This window comes from Pseudooctadecabacter sp., assembly GCF_020627745.1.
GTDB lineage: Bacteria > Pseudomonadota > Alphaproteobacteria > Rhodobacterales > Rhodobacteraceae > Octadecabacter.
The window spans coordinates 32,039-48,564 of the sequence record NZ_JAHDGE010000003.1 but is presented as its reverse complement, the minus strand read 5'-3'; the positions used below and the strand labels follow the sequence as shown (position 1 = coordinate 48,564).

Below are 16,526 nucleotides of genomic sequence, written 5' to 3'. Positions count from 1 at the left end.
ACTCTATCAGGTTAAGTGCCGCCCACTACACCCTTTACCGCCTAACGGAAAGCCACCAGTTGCCCACGCTGTGTCACGACATAAAGTGTCCCGTTCGCCACAACAGGGTTCGACGCGGCCCCGCCGGCGATCGGGGCGGTGCCCACCAGCGCGCCGGAGGTCGGGTCAAACTGCCGCAACAGCCCGTCACCGCTGGCCACGATAACGCGGCCCCCCGCAACAATCGGGCCGTAATGGGCGAAACGTGTTTTCTGGCGACGTTCGCGGGTTTCCTCAAATCCGGGCAGCGCGACGCGCCAGACCGGTGTGCCGTCAGCCGCATCCAGCCGCAACAATTCCCCAAGATCGTTCACCATAAAGATCGACCCGCCCGCAGGCCAGACAGGGCCCACGGCCCCTTCGGTCGCCGTCCAGTCACGGTCGCCGTTGGCTGCATTCAAGGCCACCACACGGCCCGACACATTGCCTACATAGATGCGGTCGCCATCGACCACCGGATCACCGGCAATGTCGGAAATGTTCGATGCGGCCTGACCGGGGCGCTGCCCAGTCACCACCGTTGACCAGCGGCGCAAACCACCATCGGGGAACGCCGCCAACACTTCGCCCGTCGGGAACGGGAAGATCGCCAGATCAGAAGTCACAGCCGCCCCCGCCCCGCCCGAGAAATTCGACACCGGCTGCGTGGTGCCAATGGTCCAGCGCACGCGGCCATTGCCCCGTTCAATCGCCCAAGCGCGCCCGTCGCGGCTGACCACATAGACCAGATCACCCCGGATCGTGGGCGCGGATGTGCCCGGTGCGTCCAGATCCTGACGCCAGATTTCCCCGCCCGACGCTGCATCCAGCGCCACGACCTCACCGAAACCGGTGGTGGCCACAACAATGTCGCCATCCGTGGCCAGACCGCCGCCCGATGCATCGGTGGGATTGTCGGTCACGGGAATAACGCTTTGCGCCCAAAGGGTTTCACCGGCGCTTGATGTTGCCGTCACCTGCGATTTTGCATCCAGCGTGAAAATTCGACCGCCCGACACCACAGGATCGGCCGTGATCCGCAACCGGCGGGTGTTGCCCGCACCGATGTTTGCGGCAAAGACCGGCGTCAGCGCGGCACCCAGTGTGGGGTGGGTGATCCGGTGGGCCGGTCCGCCATTGCGGTGGGTCCAGTCCGCATTGGTCACCTGGGCGGCCAGCGCAATCGGGCGTGCCTCATTGATGAAAGCATCCGCACCCAAAGCCTCGCCCCGGATGCCAAGCCGTTCACCCGGAAGGATGATGTCCCGTTCGCCGCAGGCCGCCAGAAGGCCCGTCGCCGCCAGAAGGGCCAGCAAAGATGTCCGAAAACGTCCCGTGTTGGGTGTGTCTTGGCCTGTCACGTCATCCCCCCCTTTAGGTCGGGTTTATTGGTCGATCGGGTCGGTGTTGCCCAAGATCAAACTCTCGATATCACCGTCCAGTGCCACAATCATGCCGAATGCGCGATCACGCAAGCCCCGCGTGACTTCGGCGTCCTGCGCGATGGCGGCAAACTGGTCCAGCGCCAGTTCCGTTTCACCGGCGGCGACGTTCATCAGGGCCAGCTGTTCCTGCGCAATCAGGCGGAATGTAGCACCGGGGGCAGCAAGGCGTTCAAACGTGGCCCGTCGGTCATCTTCGGACAGGGGACCATCTGTGATCATCGCAGCCTTCAATGCCGCAAGATCGCGGTACACCTGTGGCGCATCATCTTGCAGGGCCACGGCGTTCAGAACCTCGGTTGCGGCTTCCGCCTCACCCGTTTCGACCAGATCAGACCCCGCCAGCAGACCTGTCACAGCCGCAGCACCGCCCTCGGCCTCAACCGCGCGCAACGCAGCCGTCCGTTCGGCATCATCGTCCATTTCCAGCGCGGTCAGGATCGCATCGCCCGTGGATTTGGCCGCAGCCTCTGCTTGTGCCTTGCGGTATTCGGAGAACGCGGTGCCTCCCACCAGCACCAGAACCACCAGAACAGCGATCCAGCCATACTTGCGCATATAGCCGAAAAGCCGGTCCTTGCGGACCTCTTCGGACACCTCGTCTATGAAGCTGTCTGTATTGCTCATCTGGTCCTCACCCCATGTCGTGGCCCCCTCTTATCTTGAAGCGGCAAAGGGGGGCAAGGGTTGCACGATCAAGGGGCGGCCAAAAGCGGCAAAAGACTTGCAGACCGGAAATGTAAATCCCATTTACTTTCCTATGTTGCACCTGCGGCAAATTTTCTTTAATCTGAACTGGTCAGTTTAGCGTAATGGTTTATATGTCGCAGGACATAGACAAGGCCCGCATCCGCGGCGGCCCGGCCCCGATCTTGAGAGTTGCTTAATGCGTATCATGCCCCTTCTCACCGCGATCATCGTATCGCTGACCCTGTATGCGCTGGTGTTCGAACGTGAACAGCTTCTGGCATTTGCACAGGTCGAACCCGCGACAGATGACACACAGGGGGACGAGGACACCATCGACCCCGTCAGCGTCGTCGCCATGACATCGCGCGCGGAAACCGTGGACAGTGCCGTTGTTCTGCGCGGCCGCACAGAGGCCGCACGTCAGGTCACCGTCGCCTCCGAAACATCCGGTCAGGTCATTTCAGAACCGATCCGCAAAGGCGCCACCATCGAGGAAGGCCAGCTGATGTGCCAACTGGACCCCGGCACGCGGGAATCAATGCTGGCCGAGGCGCGCGCCCGCCTGACCGAAGCACAAGGCCGCGTGCCCGAGGCACAGGCCGCCGTGGCCGAGGCGCAGGCCCGCGTGCGTGAGGCTGAAATCAACGTCAACGCCGCCCGCCAGCTCAGCCAGGACGGCTTTGCCTCCACCACCCGTCTGGTCAGCGCCGAAGCCGCGCTTGAGGCCGCAAATGCCGGTGTCCAACGTGCAACAAGCCAGGTGACCGGCGCACAGGCCGGGATTGAGGCCGCACAGGCCGGTGTTGCCGCCGCTGAAAAGGAACTGGACCGTCTTAACATCACGGCACCGTTTTCCGGCCTGCTGGAATCAGACACCGCCGAACTGGGCACGCTGATGCAGCCCGGCGCGCCCTGCGCCACGATCATCCAGCTGGACCCGATCAAACTGGTGGGCTTTGTGCCCGAAGACAACGTGGCCCAGATTGCTGTCGGCGCGCAGGCCGGTGCGCGTCTGACATCGGGACAAGAGGTCGTGGGTCAGGTCAGCTTCCTGTCTCGGTCCGCCGATGAACAAACCCGCACCTTCCGCGTAGAAATCGAAGTGCCCAATGCCGATTTTGCCATCAGCGACGGCCAGACCGCCGAAATCCTTGTGGCGTCGGACGGGCGCAGCGCGCATCTGCTGCCTGCCTCTGCCATGACCTTGGACAATGACGGCAACATCGGCATCCGCGTTGTGGGCGACGGCAACATCGCGCGCTTTTTGCCCGTGGGCGTGTTGCGCGACACCATCGACGGCATGTGGGTCACGGGCCTGCCCGAGACGGTCGATGTGATCGTTGTGGGTCAGGAATACGTCACAGACGGCGTGCCCGTCATACCGACCATGCAGGAGGCCGAGGGATGATTAAACTCGTTGATGTCGCAGCCTCCCGCGCGCGGATGGTGATTGCCTTTATCGTGCTGTCCCTGCTGGCCGGCGGTTTTGCCTACAACGGCCTGCCCAAAGAGGGTGAACCTGACATCGAAATCCCGGTGATCTTCGTGTCCGTCCCCTTCCCCGGCATCTCCGCCGAGGATTCGGAAACCTTGCTGGTCAAACCCATGGAAGCCGAATTGCAGGACATCGACGGCCTGCTGGAGATGACGGCGACGGCCTCCGAAGGCTACGCAGGGGTCGCGCTCGAATTCGATTTCGGCTGGAACAAGACCGACACCATGGCCGACATCCGCGATGCGATGAACGCCGCCGAGGGTCAGTTTCCCGCAGGTGCGGACAATTATTCCATCAATGAAATAAACTTTTCCGAATTTCCCATCGTCATCGTTAACCTGACCGGCAACGTCCCCGAACGGACCCTGATCCAAGTGGCCGAAGACCTGCAAGAGGCTGTCGAAGGCATCGACGGCGTGCTTGAGGCGTCGCTGACCGGCCAACGCGACGAGATGATCGAGGTTCTGATCGACCCCCTGAAGCTGGAGGCGTATAACGTCACCGCAGGGGAGCTGATCAACGTCGTCACCCAGAACAACCTGCTGATTGCCGCAGGTGAAGTCGCGACCGATCAAGGCTCCTTCGCGGTCAAAATTCCGTCCAGTTTTGACGAACCGCGCGACATCTACACCCTGCCTGTCAAAACCAACGGCGACCGTGTGATCACCCTTGGGGATCTTGCCGAAATCCGCCTGACGTTCGAAGACCGCGCCAGCACCGCGCGGTTCAACGGCACAACCACCGTGGCGCTTCAGGTGGTCAAACGCCGTGGTTTCAACTTGATCGACACGGCGGCCGAGGTGAAGACCGTCGTCGACGACGAGGTCGCAAGCTGGCCCCAAGACCTGCGCGACGCCGTGCAGGTGGGTGTCAGCAACGACCAGTCGCGCAACGTGGACAGCATGGTCCGCCAGTTGGAAGGCTCCGTTCTGACGGCCATCGCGCTGGTGATGATCGTGGTTCTGGCGGCCCTTGGCACGCGGCCTGCGTTGCTGGTGGGCTTTGCGATTCCCACGTCTTTCTTGCTGTGTTTCGCCTTCCTCGCCGTGATGGGCGTCACGATTTCCAACATCGTCATGTTCGGCCTGATCTTGGCCGTGGGCATGTTGGTGGACGGCGCCATCGTTGTGGTGGAATACGCCGACAAACGCATGAAAGACGGCGCGGGGCCGATGCAGGCCTATACGGACGCGGCCAAGCGGATGTTCTGGCCCATCGTCAGTTCCACCGCGACGACGCTGTGCGCCTTCCTGCCCATGTTGTTCTGGCCCGGTGTTCCGGGGCAATTCATGGGCATGTTGCCGGTCACAATCATCTTTGTGCTGTCCGCCTCGCTGATCGTGGCATTGATCTATCTGCCCGTCATGGGCGGCGTCACGGGCCGCATGTCCAACGCCTTTGGGGCCGCGTCTGAGGCCCTGAAACGCACCCTGCCATGGGTCGTCCGCGTGGTCCTGATTGCCCCCGCCATCATGATGGTCTTTGCCGGTGCTATGTTGACCCTGAACCCCGGCTATTTCACCGGTGCTATGGTTGAGGGCGGCTTTTTTGCCTCCCTCCCCGGTATGATCCTGTTCTTGGCCGGTGCGATCGCTGTGTCCATCACCGTTGGGGCCGCCAAGATTGAACGCCCCGCCAAGCGGATCAAAGCAGGCTATCGACGCTCTATTTTCGGCCACGTGATCCACTTCATCGCGGGCAACCCGATCATGCCCATCGTATCGATCGCCGCTGTGATCTTCGCGGTGATGACGACCTTCACCTTCTTCGGGGCCAACAACAACGGCGTGGAATTCTTTGTGGAATCCGAACCCGAACAGGCGATTGTCTACGTACAGGCGCGCGGCAACCTCAGCATTGACGAAAAGGACGACATCGTCGCCCAGGCCGAGGCGATTGCCTTGGCTGAACCGGGCATCCAGTCGGTCTTTGCCTTTGCCGGTGCGGGCGGTCTGAACCAGAACACCGGCGGCGGCGAAGGCCCCCGCGACACCATCGGCCAACTTCAACTGGAACTGGTCCCGTGGGAAGACCGTCCCGATTTTGCCCGCGCCAACGATCTTGATCTGGCCACGCTGGACGGTGATTTGGTGCTGGAACGGCTGACCGAAAACCTCTCAACCATTCCCGGTATCCGTACCGAAATCCTGAACCTCAGCCGCGGTCCGGCGGCGGCCAAACCGGTGCACCTGCGTCTGTCGGGCGACAACTGGCTTGAGTTGCAAGAGGCCACGCGCATCGCCCGCGCCCAGTTTGACACCACCACGGGCCTGACCCTGATCGAAGACAGCCGCCCCCTGCCCGGCATCGACTGGCAGATCGACGTAGATGTCGAAAAAGCCGGTCGTTTCGGCGCGGATGTGGCGACGGTCGGCGGCATGGTGCAACTGGTCACACGCGGCATTTTGCTGGACACCATGCGCGTGGAGTCATCGGACGAGGAAATCGAAATCCGCGTGCGCCTGCCCGAACAGGACCGCGTGCTGTCCACCCTCGACAGCCTGCGCGTGCGCACCAATGCAGGCCTCGTGCCGTTGTCGAACTTCATCACCCGCACGCCAGTCCCGAAACTGGCCCAGATCGACCGCATTGATCAGGCGCGGTACTTCGACATCAAAGCGGACGTGCTGCCCGGCCTCACCAAATTTGTCACCGGCGAAGGCGACGACCAATCCACGCTCGGTATCTTCCGCGACGTGGCCGAGGGGGAAACTGTGGCCGACGGCACCCGGACGGTTGAAACCTCCGGCGGTGAGGTTTTGGAACTCGTCACCCTCGCCGATGCGAACAGCGTCGATGCCGTGCAGCAGGCGATCACCGATGGCGACGCCCTGCCTGTTGTCATCAACGGCAACGAACGGATCGAGGTGCTGACAGCCTGGCTCGACACCCAGCCTTTGCCTGCGTCGGTCAACTATCAATGGACCGGCGATCAGGCCGATCAGGCGGAATCCGGTGCCTTCCTTGCCACGGCCTTCATGGGCGCGCTGGCGCTGATGTTCATCATCCTGCTGGCGCAGTTCAACTCCATCTACAACTCCGTGTTGGTGTTGCTTGCGGTCATCCTGTCCACCACCGGCGTGCTGATCGGTATGTTGGTCATGGATCAGGCGTTTTCGATCATCATGACGGGCACGGGCATTGTGGCGCTGGCGGGCATCGTGGTGAACAACAACATTGTTCTGATCGACACCTATCAGGAATACGAACGCTATATGCCAAGGACCGAGGCGATCACCCGCACGGCTGAGGACCGGATCCGTCCTGTGTTGCTGACCACGATCACCACCATGGCCGGTCTGGCACCCATGATGTTCGGCCTTAGCCTTGATTTCATCGGCGGCGGTTACAGCGTCGACAGCCCCACATCGCTGTGGTGGAAACAGCTGGCGACGGCTGTGGTGTTCGGCCTGGGCATTGCGACCGTGCTGACGCTGGTGTTTACGCCGTCCATGCTGGCGCTGCGCGTCTGGGTCACGACCTATGCCCGTTGGGGCGCGTGGTCGCTCGCCAAAATGGGCGGGGGCCGGTCCAGCAGGGCCGCCGAAGACTGGGCGCTGGCCCGCGAGGCCAAGCGTGTCAAAGCACCGGAAATCATCTGGGGCGATCCCGACGCACCGCTGGACTCCACCGAACTTGAGGCAGAGGTGGAGGTGGAGGATGAGCGCGACACCCGCCCCAATCCGCCCACCCCCCTTCAGGCGGCGGAATGACAGCGACCCCCGCGCAGGTCTGGGCCAGCCTTGCGCCCGACGACCGCGCGGGGCTGACAGCCCGAAACAATCGCCATGGCCTGTGGCATCTGGCGGGACACATCGCCCTTATTGCGATCCTTGCCGCCTGTGTCGCATCTGGCCTGCCGGGGTGGTGGGTCGGTCTGCTGCCACTTGGCATTGCACTGGCGTTCCTGTTCACACTGCAACATGAATGCACCCACCAGACACCGTTCCGCACGCCTTGGCTGAACGAGGTCGTGGGCCACACCTGTGCCCTTATCCTGATCCAGCCCTTTGGCTGGTTCCGCGCCTTTCACATGGCCCATCACCGGTTCACAAATGACCCCGACCGCGATCCCGAACTGCAAGGGACCGTCAAGCCGGACACGTGGCCAGCCCTTGTCTGGCACCTGTCGTCGCTGGGCTATTGGGCGGCGAAGGCGCGGACGTTGTGGGATAATGCACGCGGGCGCCTGGACGAAAGTTACGTCAGTCCCCGCGCGGTGTCGCGCCTGACCACCGAGGCCCGAGTGTTGATTGCCGTCTATGGTCTCGCCCTGTTCTACACCCTATTCATCAACCCGGTCCTGATCTGGGTCTGGCTGATCCCGCTGGTATTGGGCTTTCCTGTGCTGCGTCTTTACCTTCTGGCCGAACACGGGCGTTGCCCGCAGGTGGCCAATATGTTTCTGAATTCCCGCACGACCCTGACCAACGGGATCGTCAATTTTCTGGCGTGGAACATGCCCTATCACGCAGAACACCACGCCTACCCCACCGTGCCATTTCATGCCCTGCCCAAGGTGCACACCATCGCATCGGACCAGATCGGCACGATGACCGAGGGTTACAGCCAGTTCGCCGCGGATTATGCCAAAACCCTCCGCTAGGTGGTCCCGCGGTCCTTTGCCGGTTGGGGCAAAGCCGCCCACCAATCCGCGTAGCTGGAATTCCACGGGGCCTTGCGCGTCTCATCGGGGGCGTCATCTTCCCACCAGACGGGTCCACGCTCGCCCAGCGCGCGCTTGGCGGCATCCACTTGGGCTCGCGCGGCGCGTTTGGCGTCGTCGGTGCGGGCCTGCCCGACCGCACGGCGGGCCGCCATCAAATCGTTCACGTGCCTTTGCCGCGTGTCCTCATCCAAGGACGGATCTGACCGCCGCCAAAGCCGCCCCTTGGCCACAAAATACCGCCCGTCGGGGGTCTGCGGATAGTCCTTGCTCACGCAGCCTCTTCGTCCTGCTGCTGGCGGTGCCACAGCTGCGCATAACGCCCCTCGGCTTCCAGCAACCTGTCGTGGCTACCTTCTTCGACGATCACGCCGTTTTCCAACACCACAATCCGGTCTGCATCGGCAATCGTGGACAGGCGGTGGGCAATGGTCAGCACCGTGCGCCCTTCGCCCATGGCCTTGAGTTCATTCTGAATTTCCATCTCGGTATCCGTGTCCAAAGCGCTTGTCGCTTCGTCCAGTATCAGGATCGGCGGGTTCTTCAGCAACGTACGAGCGATGCCCACGCGCTGCTTTTCCCCGCCAGACAACTTCAACCCGCGCTCGCCCACGGTGGTTTCATAGCCATCGGGCAAGCCTTCGATAAAGTCGTGAATTTTCGCAGCCTTCGCCGCCCCCACGATGTCGTCAAACGTGGCCCCATCACGCCCGTAAGCGATGTTGTAGCGGATGGTGTCGTTGAACAGCACCGTGTCCTGCGGCACGACACCGATCTGGTCATGCAGGCTGTCTTGGGTCACATCGCGGATGTCTTGCCCGTCGATCCGGATGGCCCCGTCGTTCACGTCATAAAACCGGAACAACAGCCGCCCCAGCGTGGATTTTCCGGACCCTGAGGACCCCACAATCGCCACCGTCTGCCCCGCAGGTACAGGCAGATCAACGCCCTTGAGGATCGGACGTTCGGCGTCATAGCCAAAATACACGTTCTCGAACATCACCTCCCCGCCGGTGACGTTCAGCGCCTTCGCCCCCGCGCGGTCCGTTACCTCGGCGGGTTGTTCCAGTAGGGTGAACATCTCCCCCATGTCGACCAGCGCCTGACGGATCTCGCGATAGACCGTGCCAAGGAAATTCAGCGGCATGGTGATCTGGATCATATAGGCGTTCACCATGACGAAATCGCCCACAGTAAGTGCCCCGTTTTGCACGCCCACGGCGGCCATGACCATGACGGCGACCAAGCCACCGGTGATCAGCACGGACTGGCCGAAGTTCAAAAAGGCCAGCGAATAGGACGTCTTCAACGCCGCCTTCTCATACCCTTCCATCGCGACGTCATAGCGCGCGGCCTCCCGCGCTTCGGCGCCGAAATATTTGACCGTCTCGAAATTCAGAAGACTGTCGATGGCCTTCTGGTTGGCATCGGTGTCCTGGTCGTTCATCTCCTTGCGGATTTTCACGCGCCATTCGGTGACCGTGAATGTGAACCAGATATAAAGCGCAATGGTCCCAACAACGACCGCCAAGTACCAGACATCAAAAAGAAAAAACAAAACGATTGAGATCATCAACAGCTCAAGCACAAGCGGGCCGATGGAAAACAGCAAGAACCGCAGCAGGAATTCCACCCCCTTGACGCCCCGTTCGATGATCCGGCTTAACCCGCCGGTTTTGCGGGTGATGTGATAGCGCAGGGACAGCCGGTGAATGTGGGTGAATGTCTCAAGCGCCAGTGCCCGCAGCGCCCGTTGCCCCACCCGCGCGAAGATCACATCGCGCAGCTGTTGAAAGCCCACATTCATCAACCGCGCCACACCGTAGGCAATGGTCAGGCCCACAGCGCCCAGCGCCAGCAACATGCCCGTCCCTTCGCCAGACAGCGCATCCACCGCGTTCTTGTAGAAAATCGGGGTGCCGACGGCGATGACTTTGGCCAGAAACAACACCGCCAGTGCGGCCACAACGCGGCGTTTCACCCATGGCTGGTCGTCGGGCCAAAGATACGGGATGACACGTTTAACGACCTTCCAGCCCTGAATTTGCTCATCATTAAGATTGGTGGAGGTTTTGGGAAGGCTGCGCATAAAGGTCTTTCATCTGAACAGATGCGTTTACTTAGGGTGCCTTACGCTCCTTTGCCACCCATCACGTCAGATTGTTCGCGCATCATCGCCATCATGCGGGCCTTGTCGCCCGCGTCAGTCGGGTCCGCCATGGCCGCCGCCAGCCCTTCGAGGGAGGCGATGTTGTGACCTGCGCGAAAGCTGTCCACATAGGGCAGCATCGCCTGAATGCCGCGTGCTTTGGGCGCGAAATCCGCCCAGCGCATAAGCGGGTTGAGCCATATGACCTGCCGTGCGGTCCGCGACAGCCGCTGCATGGCACCGGACAAAAGACCCGCATCATCGCGGTCCAGCCCATCGGTGATCAGCAGCACGACCGCCCCCTGCCCCAACACCCGCCGTGACCAGTCGCGGTTGAACCGGTCAAGACACGCCCCGATGCGTGTGCCCCCCTCCCAATCTTGGGCTTGTGCACCTGCTGCGGCCAGTGCCGCGTCCACGTCGCGGGTGCGCAGATGGCGCGTGATGTTGGTCAGATGGGTGCCGAAAGTGAAGGCGTGGATGTGCCCCCAGCCCGCGCCGCGCTGGTTCGACACCGTGTGGATGAAATGCAGCACCGCGCGGGAATAGGCGGACATGGAGCCCGATATATCGCAGAGCACCACCAGATTGGGCGGCTGGGTGCGTTTGGCACGGGTCATGAATTTGGTCACCTCCCCGCCCTGCCGGTTTGCCGCCCGCAGGGTCTGGCGCCAATCGGGCAAGGCCCCCGCCCCGCCGCGCGTCCTGCGCGAGGGGAGAGGTTTCACTGGCAGGCGCAGGGTGGACAGAATGCGCCGCGCGCGGGCCATTTCATCCGCGCTCATCTGTTCGAAATCGAGGGTCTTGATCTGGGTCTGCGTGGACATCGTGTGGGAGGCGTCGATGTCAATCTCGGTCTCTTCGGCGTCCTGCGGGGTGATGGGTGGCGGGGCATCCAGAATACCTTGAGCCGCGCGTTTTTCCGCAGGCTCCGGTGGGCGATCTTCATTGAGGCCCTGCACCTGCGGGATCAGCAGGGACATCATATGTTCCAGATACTGCGGGTCGCGCCAATAGAGCCGGAAGGTCTGGGCGAAGACGGCGCGCTGGTCGGGGCGGTTCACAAAACAGGCCTGCAACGTATAGAAAAAATCCGCCCGTTTGGTGAAGCCCGCGGCCCGAACGGCCCGAACCGCGTCAAGGACGCGACCCGGCCCAATGGGCAGGCCCGCGCGGCGCAGGGCACGGGCAAAATGGGTGATATTGCGTGCAAGGCTGGGGTCATCCGGCAGGGGTAGGTCGGGGTATGTCATAAGGCGTCGGAGGGGGGCGCTGCCCCCGGCCTTGCGGCCTCCCCCGAGGTATTTTGGAACCAGAGAAACATCATCCCGTCGCCAGATCCGCGCGGGCCTCATCCAAAAGACGTTTGGCAGCCGAGCCTTGCAGCGCCTGAATGTCGTCTTGGTATTTCAGGATCGCGCCCAAGGTGTCGCTGATCACTTCAGGCGACAGGGTGATCACATCCAGCGCCAGCAGGCATTTCGCCCAGTCGATGGTTTCGGCCACACCTGGGGTCTTGAACAGATCCTCCCCGCGCAATCGTTGGACAAAGGCCACGACCTCGCGGCTGAGGTCGCGTGCGGCATCGGGCACCCGCGCGGTCAGGATGTCCATTTCGCGATCAAAGGTGGGGTAGTCGACCCAGTGGTACAAACACCGCCGTTTAAGGGCGTCGTGAACTTCGCGGGTGCGATTGGACGTCAGGATGACCAGCGGCGGTTCGGGCGCTTTGATGGTGCCCAATTCGGGGATCGTGACCTGAAAATCGCTGAGCGCTTCGAGCAGGAACGCCTCAAACGGGGCATCTGTGCGGTCGATCTCGTCAATCAGAAGGACAGGCGCGCCTTTGGGGTTGGGGCGCATGGCCTGCAGCAGCGGACGTGCGATCAGGTAGTCTTCGGTGAAAAGTTCGGATTTCAGCGCGTTGCGGTCCGCCCCGCCTGCGGCCTCTGCCGTGCGGATGGCGATCATCTGTTCGGCGAAGTTCCATTCGTACACGGCAGAGGCTGCGTCCAGACCTTCGTAGCACTGCAGCCGGATCAGATCGCGCCCCAGAGAGGCCGCGAGCGCTTTGGCGATTTCGGTTTTGCCGGTGCCGGCCTCACCTTCAAGAAACAAGGGGCGGCCCAGCGCGCGGGACAAAAACACCACCGTCGCAAGGGCGCGGCCGCAGACGTAGCCTTCCTGCGCCAATGCTGTTTGGACATCATCAATTGAATGCATCTGGCCATCCTCTCCCGACCATAGCTGCATCCCAGACCCACCGCGTCAAGCCGCGCATTGTGGCCCGCTGCGGCAGCGGGTAAGTTCAAATGAACCCGAATGGAGCAATCTTATGACCGATGTGTCCCCCATCAAGACCGGCTTCGGCCCCGATCTGGCTGCCTTTGACTGGTCCGATGCCCTGCGTCTTGAAGACCAGCTGACCGAAGATGAACGCATGTTGCGCGATGCGGCGCGGACCTTTGCGCAAGACAGCTTGCAGCCGCGCGTCAAGGACGCCTACCGCGAGGAGGCCACGGACCCTGCCATTTTCAAGCAGATGGGCGATGCGGGGCTTTTGGGGCTGACGATTCCCGAAGACTACGGCGGGCTGGGCGCGGGCTATGTGACATACGGCCTTGTGGCGCGTGAGATTGAGCGGGTCGACAGCGGATACCGGTCGATGATGTCGGTGCAATCGTCGCTGGTGATGTATCCGATCCACGCCTACGGGTCCGAAGACCAGCGCCGGAAATACCTGCCCGGACTGGCGTCGGGGGATTTGATCGGCTGTTTCGGGCTGACCGAACCGGACGCAGGCAGCGATCCTGCGGGGATGAAGACGCGGGCTGTCAAAACCGCCAATGGCTACAAGATCACCGGATCGAAAATGTGGATTTCGAATGCGCCGATTGCGGATGTCTTTGTGGTTTGGGCCAAGTCGGATCACCATGACGGCAAAATCCGGGGCTTTGTTCTGGACAAGGGCATGTCCGGCCTCAGCGCGCCCAAGATCGGCGGCAAGCTGTCGCTGCGCGCCTCGATCACCGGTGAGATTGTGATGGACGGGGTTGAGGTCGGCGAAGACGCCCTGTTGCCCAATGTGCAGGGCCTTAAGGGACCATTCGGCTGTCTGAACCGCGCGCGCTATGGCATCTCGTGGGGGGTTATGGGGGCGGCTGAATTTTGCTGGCACGCGGCGTTGCAATACGGGCTGGACCGCACACAATTCGGCAAACCACTGGCGCAAACGCAGCTGTTTCAAAAGAAACTGGCAGATATGCAGACGGAAATCACGCTGGGCCTGCAAGGGTCTTTGCAACTGGGGCGCCTGATGGAGGCGGGCACCGCCGCGCCCGAGATGATTTCGATGATGAAACGCAACAACTGCGGCAAGGCGCTGGATGTGGCGCGCGCGGCGCGGGATATGCATGGCGGGAACGGGATTTCGGACGAATTCCACGTGATGCGCCACATGGTCAACCTTGAGACCGTCAACACATACGAAGGCACCCACGACGTGCATGCGTTGATCCTCGGGCGGGCCCAAACCGGCCTTCAGGCGTTCTTCTGACGTCTTCGCGAAAACAACGCACCTGCCGCGTATTTCTGCCCCATTCCCTGACCAAAAGGCTATCTTGTGAGTGGGATCACACGACGTAAGAGTATGTAGTATGAAAGATATATCTGCTGGTTTCCAATATGACCTGTCCGGCCTGGATGGACAGACATGGGCCGAAACGCTTGAAACTGTGAGCGAGGAATACGGGTTTTTCGAACCCGTCGGCCCCCGTTATTCTGCGGCATTTGTCGAAGCGGGACGCACATTGCTTGTCAGCTTTGAGTCCGCCTCCGCTATTCAGAACGCGCAGGCCGATTGTGCCCCGCTGGGGTGGTCTTTCGTGCAAAGCCACGGCTGGTCCAGCCTGACGGTCCTGTGCGAACACGTGGATGACTGGTTCCGCCATCCGGCCATCTTCGGATTTTTCGACCGGATGATTGACGACGGATTTTTCGATGATTTCGACCGCATCCTGTTTTACGGCGCCGGTCCCGGCGGATACGCGGCGGCGGCCTTTTCGGTGGCGGCACCCGATGCGCGGGTGCTGGCGATCCAGCCGCAGGCCACGCTGGATGTGGCCCGCGCCGGATGGGACAGACGGTTCCCCACGGCACGCCGCCTCGATTTTACCAGCCGCTATGGATATGCGCCGCAGATGGTGGAAACGGCCAGCGATGTCTGGATTATCCACGATCCGCAGGTCGTCGAGGACGCGGTTCATGCCTCCCTGTTTCAGGGCGACAATATCCATCATCTCAGCTGTCCGCATCTGGGGGACCGTGCAGACCGGTCCCTGATGGGCATTGGCATCTGGACCGATCTGGTCGAACAGGCCATGTCCGGTGACCTGACGCATCTGGGCTTTGCCCATCTGTGGCGTGCCCGTCAGGACAACCTCAAATACGTCCGGACGCTTTTCGGGAAACTGGATGAGGACGGCACCCATCCGCGTCTGCTGGCACGTTTATGCCGCGCTATGGTGGAGGACGCGAACAGACCTCTGTTTGCGCAAAAGCTGGCCGAGCTGGAGGCGCAGGGCATCGCGCCCTGACACCATGTCTGTTTCAGTCGCGGCGGCCTTCGATGATGCGCTGCACCCACCGCACCAGACGCATCCCGAAATAGCCCAGACTTCCGCCGACCATCAGGCCCAGCGCCGAACCGCTGTCAAAGATCATGCACAAGATGGCGGCGCCGATCATGGCAATCATGAAAGCAATGAGGCGGATTTCGCCGTCCTGAATCTCGATATTTTCGCCCAGTGCGCGCGCCACGGGCCGCGCCGCAGGTGTTTCAATCATCGGGGTGACGGCCCCTGCAATCACGGCAATGATAAATCCAAGCATGTTCTTCGTCCCCTTTTGGCTGATGCCATCATCAGCAACGAGGCGCGTCATGCAAGGGGGAACCCTCTTCCCAGTTTCCCTCAGGCGGTGTAAGGCGGGGATATGCCCAAGATCAGCCCAGACCGCCTGACAATCCGCCGCCCCGACGACTGGCACCTGCACCTGCGGGACGGTGCCATGATGCACGCCGTGGCCCCGATGACTGCGGCCCATTTCGCCCGCGCCATCATCATGCCCAATCTGGTGCCCCCTGTGGTCACCGGCGCACAGGCGGGCGCCTACCGCGACCGGATCATGGCCGCCCTGCCGGATGGCAGCACGTTCCGCCCCTTGATGACCTGTTATCTGACGGAAAACACCGATCCGGACGATCTGGCGCAGGCCCATGCGGACGGCATCATCACGGCGGTGAAGCTCTATCCCGCGGGGGCCACGACGAACTCTGCCTCCGGCGTGAAGGATTTCGACAAGGTCCGCCCCGTGCTGGAACGCATGGCCGACATTGGCCTGCCCCTGTGTGTGCACGGCGAAGTCACCGATCCCGAGGTCGACATTTTCGACCGTGAGGCCGTGTTCATCGACCGCGTGCTCAAACCGATCCGCAAAAAGGTCCCCGACCTCAAGATCATCATGGAACATGTGACGACGGAAAATGCCGTGGACTACGTCCGCGACAGCCGCGCCAATCTGGCGGCGACGATCACGACGCACCACCTGATTATCAACCGCAACCACATTCTGGCCGGCGGCATCAAACCCCATTATTACTGCCTGCCCGTGGCCAAACGTGAAAAGCACCGCATCGCGCTGGTGGCTGCCGCGATCTCCGGCGACAAACGGTTCTTTCTGGGCACGGATTCAGCGCCGCACACGGATGCCAACAAGTTCCTGCCCTGCGGCTGCGCGGGCTGCTTTACCGCGCCCAACACCCTGTCCTGCCTGGCCGAGGTGTTTGACGTGGCCGGTGCGCTCGACAAGCTGGAAAACTTTACCTCCCTTGCAGGCCCGAGGTTCTACGGGCTGGCCCCGAATGAGGACACCATCACCCTGACCCGCGGCGCCCCCGTCACCTATCCCGCCCAAGTTGAAACCGGCGACGGCCCCGTGACTGTCTTCGACCCCGGCTTCCCGCTGCACTGGTCCGTTGAAGCGTAAACAAAATTATATAATTTTGTG

Annotated in this window: 13 protein-coding genes; 6 read left to right on the top strand and 7 right to left on the bottom strand. The window is 61.9% G+C overall.

What is annotated here, in order from left to right; all coding sequences use genetic code 11:
• Positions 1–41 precede the first annotated feature (41 nt).
• Both QZ653_RS02080 and QZ653_RS02075 read right to left on the bottom strand, forming a co-directional pair.
• Positions 42–1,379: a PQQ-like beta-propeller repeat protein gene (locus QZ653_RS02080; RefSeq protein WP_296417311.1), complete on the bottom strand. Its 1,338-nt coding sequence runs from the start codon at positions 1,377–1,379 to the stop codon at positions 42–44.
• Positions 1,380–1,403: 24 nt separating this feature from the next.
• Positions 1,404–2,087: a hypothetical protein gene (locus QZ653_RS02075; protein ID WP_296417310.1), complete on the bottom strand. Its 684-nt coding sequence runs from the start codon at positions 2,085–2,087 to the stop codon at positions 1,404–1,406.
• A 259-nt stretch (positions 2,088–2,346) separates the two neighbouring features.
• Between QZ653_RS02075 and QZ653_RS02070 the strand changes: the two genes are divergently transcribed.
• The 3 genes from QZ653_RS02070 to QZ653_RS02060 are packed head-to-tail and all read left to right on the top strand — an operon-like array spanning position 2,347 to position 8,251.
• Entirely contained in the window at positions 2,347–3,558 is a 1,212-nt protein-coding gene (locus QZ653_RS02070) for an efflux RND transporter periplasmic adaptor subunit (RefSeq protein WP_296417309.1), read from the top strand.
• Positions 3,555–7,358: an efflux RND transporter permease subunit gene (locus QZ653_RS02065; protein ID WP_296417308.1), complete on the top strand. Its 3,804-nt coding sequence runs from the start codon at positions 3,555–3,557 to the stop codon at positions 7,356–7,358. The genes QZ653_RS02070 and QZ653_RS02065 overlap by 4 nt, the downstream gene beginning before the upstream one ends.
• Positions 7,355–8,251, top strand: a complete 897-nt coding sequence (locus QZ653_RS02060) for a fatty acid desaturase (RefSeq protein ID WP_296417307.1) — start codon at positions 7,355–7,357, stop codon at positions 8,249–8,251. Before QZ653_RS02065 ends, QZ653_RS02060 begins: the two co-directional genes overlap by 4 nt.
• Here the strand turns inward: QZ653_RS02060 and QZ653_RS02055 are convergent.
• The 4 genes from QZ653_RS02055 to QZ653_RS02040 form a co-directional block, all read right to left on the bottom strand.
• Positions 8,248–8,586: a hypothetical protein gene (locus tag QZ653_RS02055; protein ID WP_296417306.1), complete on the bottom strand. Its 339-nt coding sequence runs from the start codon at positions 8,584–8,586 to the stop codon at positions 8,248–8,250. The genes QZ653_RS02060 and QZ653_RS02055 overlap by 4 nt on opposite strands.
• Positions 8,583–10,400 carry an ABCB family ABC transporter ATP-binding protein/permease gene (locus QZ653_RS02050; RefSeq protein ID WP_296417305.1) on the bottom strand — a complete coding sequence of 606 codons (1,818 nt, stop codon included), beginning with the start codon at positions 10,398–10,400 and terminating at the stop codon, positions 8,583–8,585. The genes QZ653_RS02055 and QZ653_RS02050 overlap by 4 nt, the downstream gene beginning before the upstream one ends.
• 41 nt (positions 10,401–10,441) lie before the next feature.
• Positions 10,442–11,713 (bottom strand): vWA domain-containing protein, encoded by a 1,272-nt coding sequence (locus tag QZ653_RS02045; protein ID WP_296417304.1) that lies wholly within the window; start codon positions 11,711–11,713, stop codon positions 10,442–10,444.
• A gap of 70 nt (positions 11,714–11,783) precedes the next feature.
• The gene (locus QZ653_RS02040; RefSeq protein WP_296417303.1) at positions 11,784–12,683 is read right to left on the bottom strand and encodes an AAA family ATPase; all 900 of its coding nucleotides are present in this window, start codon (positions 12,681–12,683) and stop codon (positions 11,784–11,786) included.
• 112 nt (positions 12,684–12,795) lie between these two features.
• Between QZ653_RS02040 and QZ653_RS02035 the strand changes: the two genes are divergently transcribed.
• Positions 12,796–14,016 (top strand): acyl-CoA dehydrogenase, encoded by a 1,221-nt coding sequence (locus QZ653_RS02035; protein WP_296417302.1) that lies wholly within the window; start codon positions 12,796–12,798, stop codon positions 14,014–14,016.
• 100 nt (positions 14,017–14,116) lie between these two features.
• Positions 14,117–15,055 (top strand): hypothetical protein, encoded by a 939-nt coding sequence (locus QZ653_RS02030; protein WP_296417301.1) that lies wholly within the window; start codon positions 14,117–14,119, stop codon positions 15,053–15,055.
• Positions 15,056–15,068: 13 nt separating this feature from the next.
• Here the strand turns inward: QZ653_RS02030 and QZ653_RS02025 are convergent, their stop codons facing one another.
• Positions 15,069–15,350, bottom strand: coding sequence for a hypothetical protein (locus QZ653_RS02025; protein WP_296417300.1), 282 nt, complete (start codon positions 15,348–15,350; stop codon positions 15,069–15,071).
• A gap of 102 nt (positions 15,351–15,452) precedes the next feature.
• On the opposite strand from QZ653_RS02025, the gene pyrC reads away from it, so the two are divergent.
• Positions 15,453–16,505 carry a dihydroorotase gene (pyrC, locus tag QZ653_RS02020; RefSeq protein ID WP_296417299.1) on the top strand — a complete coding sequence of 351 codons (1,053 nt, stop codon included), beginning with the start codon at positions 15,453–15,455 and terminating at the stop codon, positions 16,503–16,505.
• Positions 16,506–16,526 lie beyond the last annotated feature (21 nt).

What these genes read in the sequence shown, in the direction of transcription:
- pyrC (WP_296417299.1), top strand. Translation starts at nt 15,453, where the DNA reads ATGCCCAAGATCAGCCCAGACCGCCTGACAATCCGCCGCCCCGACGAC.
- QZ653_RS02035 (WP_296417302.1), top strand. Translation starts at nt 12,796, where the DNA reads ATGACCGATGTGTCCCCCATCAAGACCGGCTTCGGCCCCGATCTGGCT.
- QZ653_RS02040 (WP_296417303.1), bottom strand. Translation starts at nt 12,683, where the DNA reads ATGCATTCAATTGATGATGTCCAAACAGCATTGGCGCAGGAAGGCTAC.
- QZ653_RS02050 (WP_296417305.1), bottom strand. Translation starts at nt 10,400, where the DNA reads ATGCGCAGCCTTCCCAAAACCTCCACCAATCTTAATGATGAGCAAATT.
- QZ653_RS02060 (WP_296417307.1), top strand. Translation starts at nt 7,355, where the DNA reads ATGACAGCGACCCCCGCGCAGGTCTGGGCCAGCCTTGCGCCCGACGAC.
- QZ653_RS02065 (WP_296417308.1), top strand. Translation starts at nt 3,555, where the DNA reads ATGATTAAACTCGTTGATGTCGCAGCCTCCCGCGCGCGGATGGTGATT.
- QZ653_RS02070 (WP_296417309.1), top strand. Translation starts at nt 2,347, where the DNA reads ATGCGTATCATGCCCCTTCTCACCGCGATCATCGTATCGCTGACCCTG.
- QZ653_RS02045 (WP_296417304.1), bottom strand. Translation starts at nt 11,713, where the DNA reads ATGACATACCCCGACCTACCCCTGCCGGATGACCCCAGCCTTGCACGC.
- QZ653_RS02075 (WP_296417310.1), bottom strand. Translation starts at nt 2,087, where the DNA reads ATGAGCAATACAGACAGCTTCATAGACGAGGTGTCCGAAGAGGTCCGC.
- QZ653_RS02030 (WP_296417301.1), top strand. Translation starts at nt 14,117, where the DNA reads ATGAAAGATATATCTGCTGGTTTCCAATATGACCTGTCCGGCCTGGAT.
- QZ653_RS02025 (WP_296417300.1), bottom strand. Translation starts at nt 15,350, where the DNA reads ATGCTTGGATTTATCATTGCCGTGATTGCAGGGGCCGTCACCCCGATG.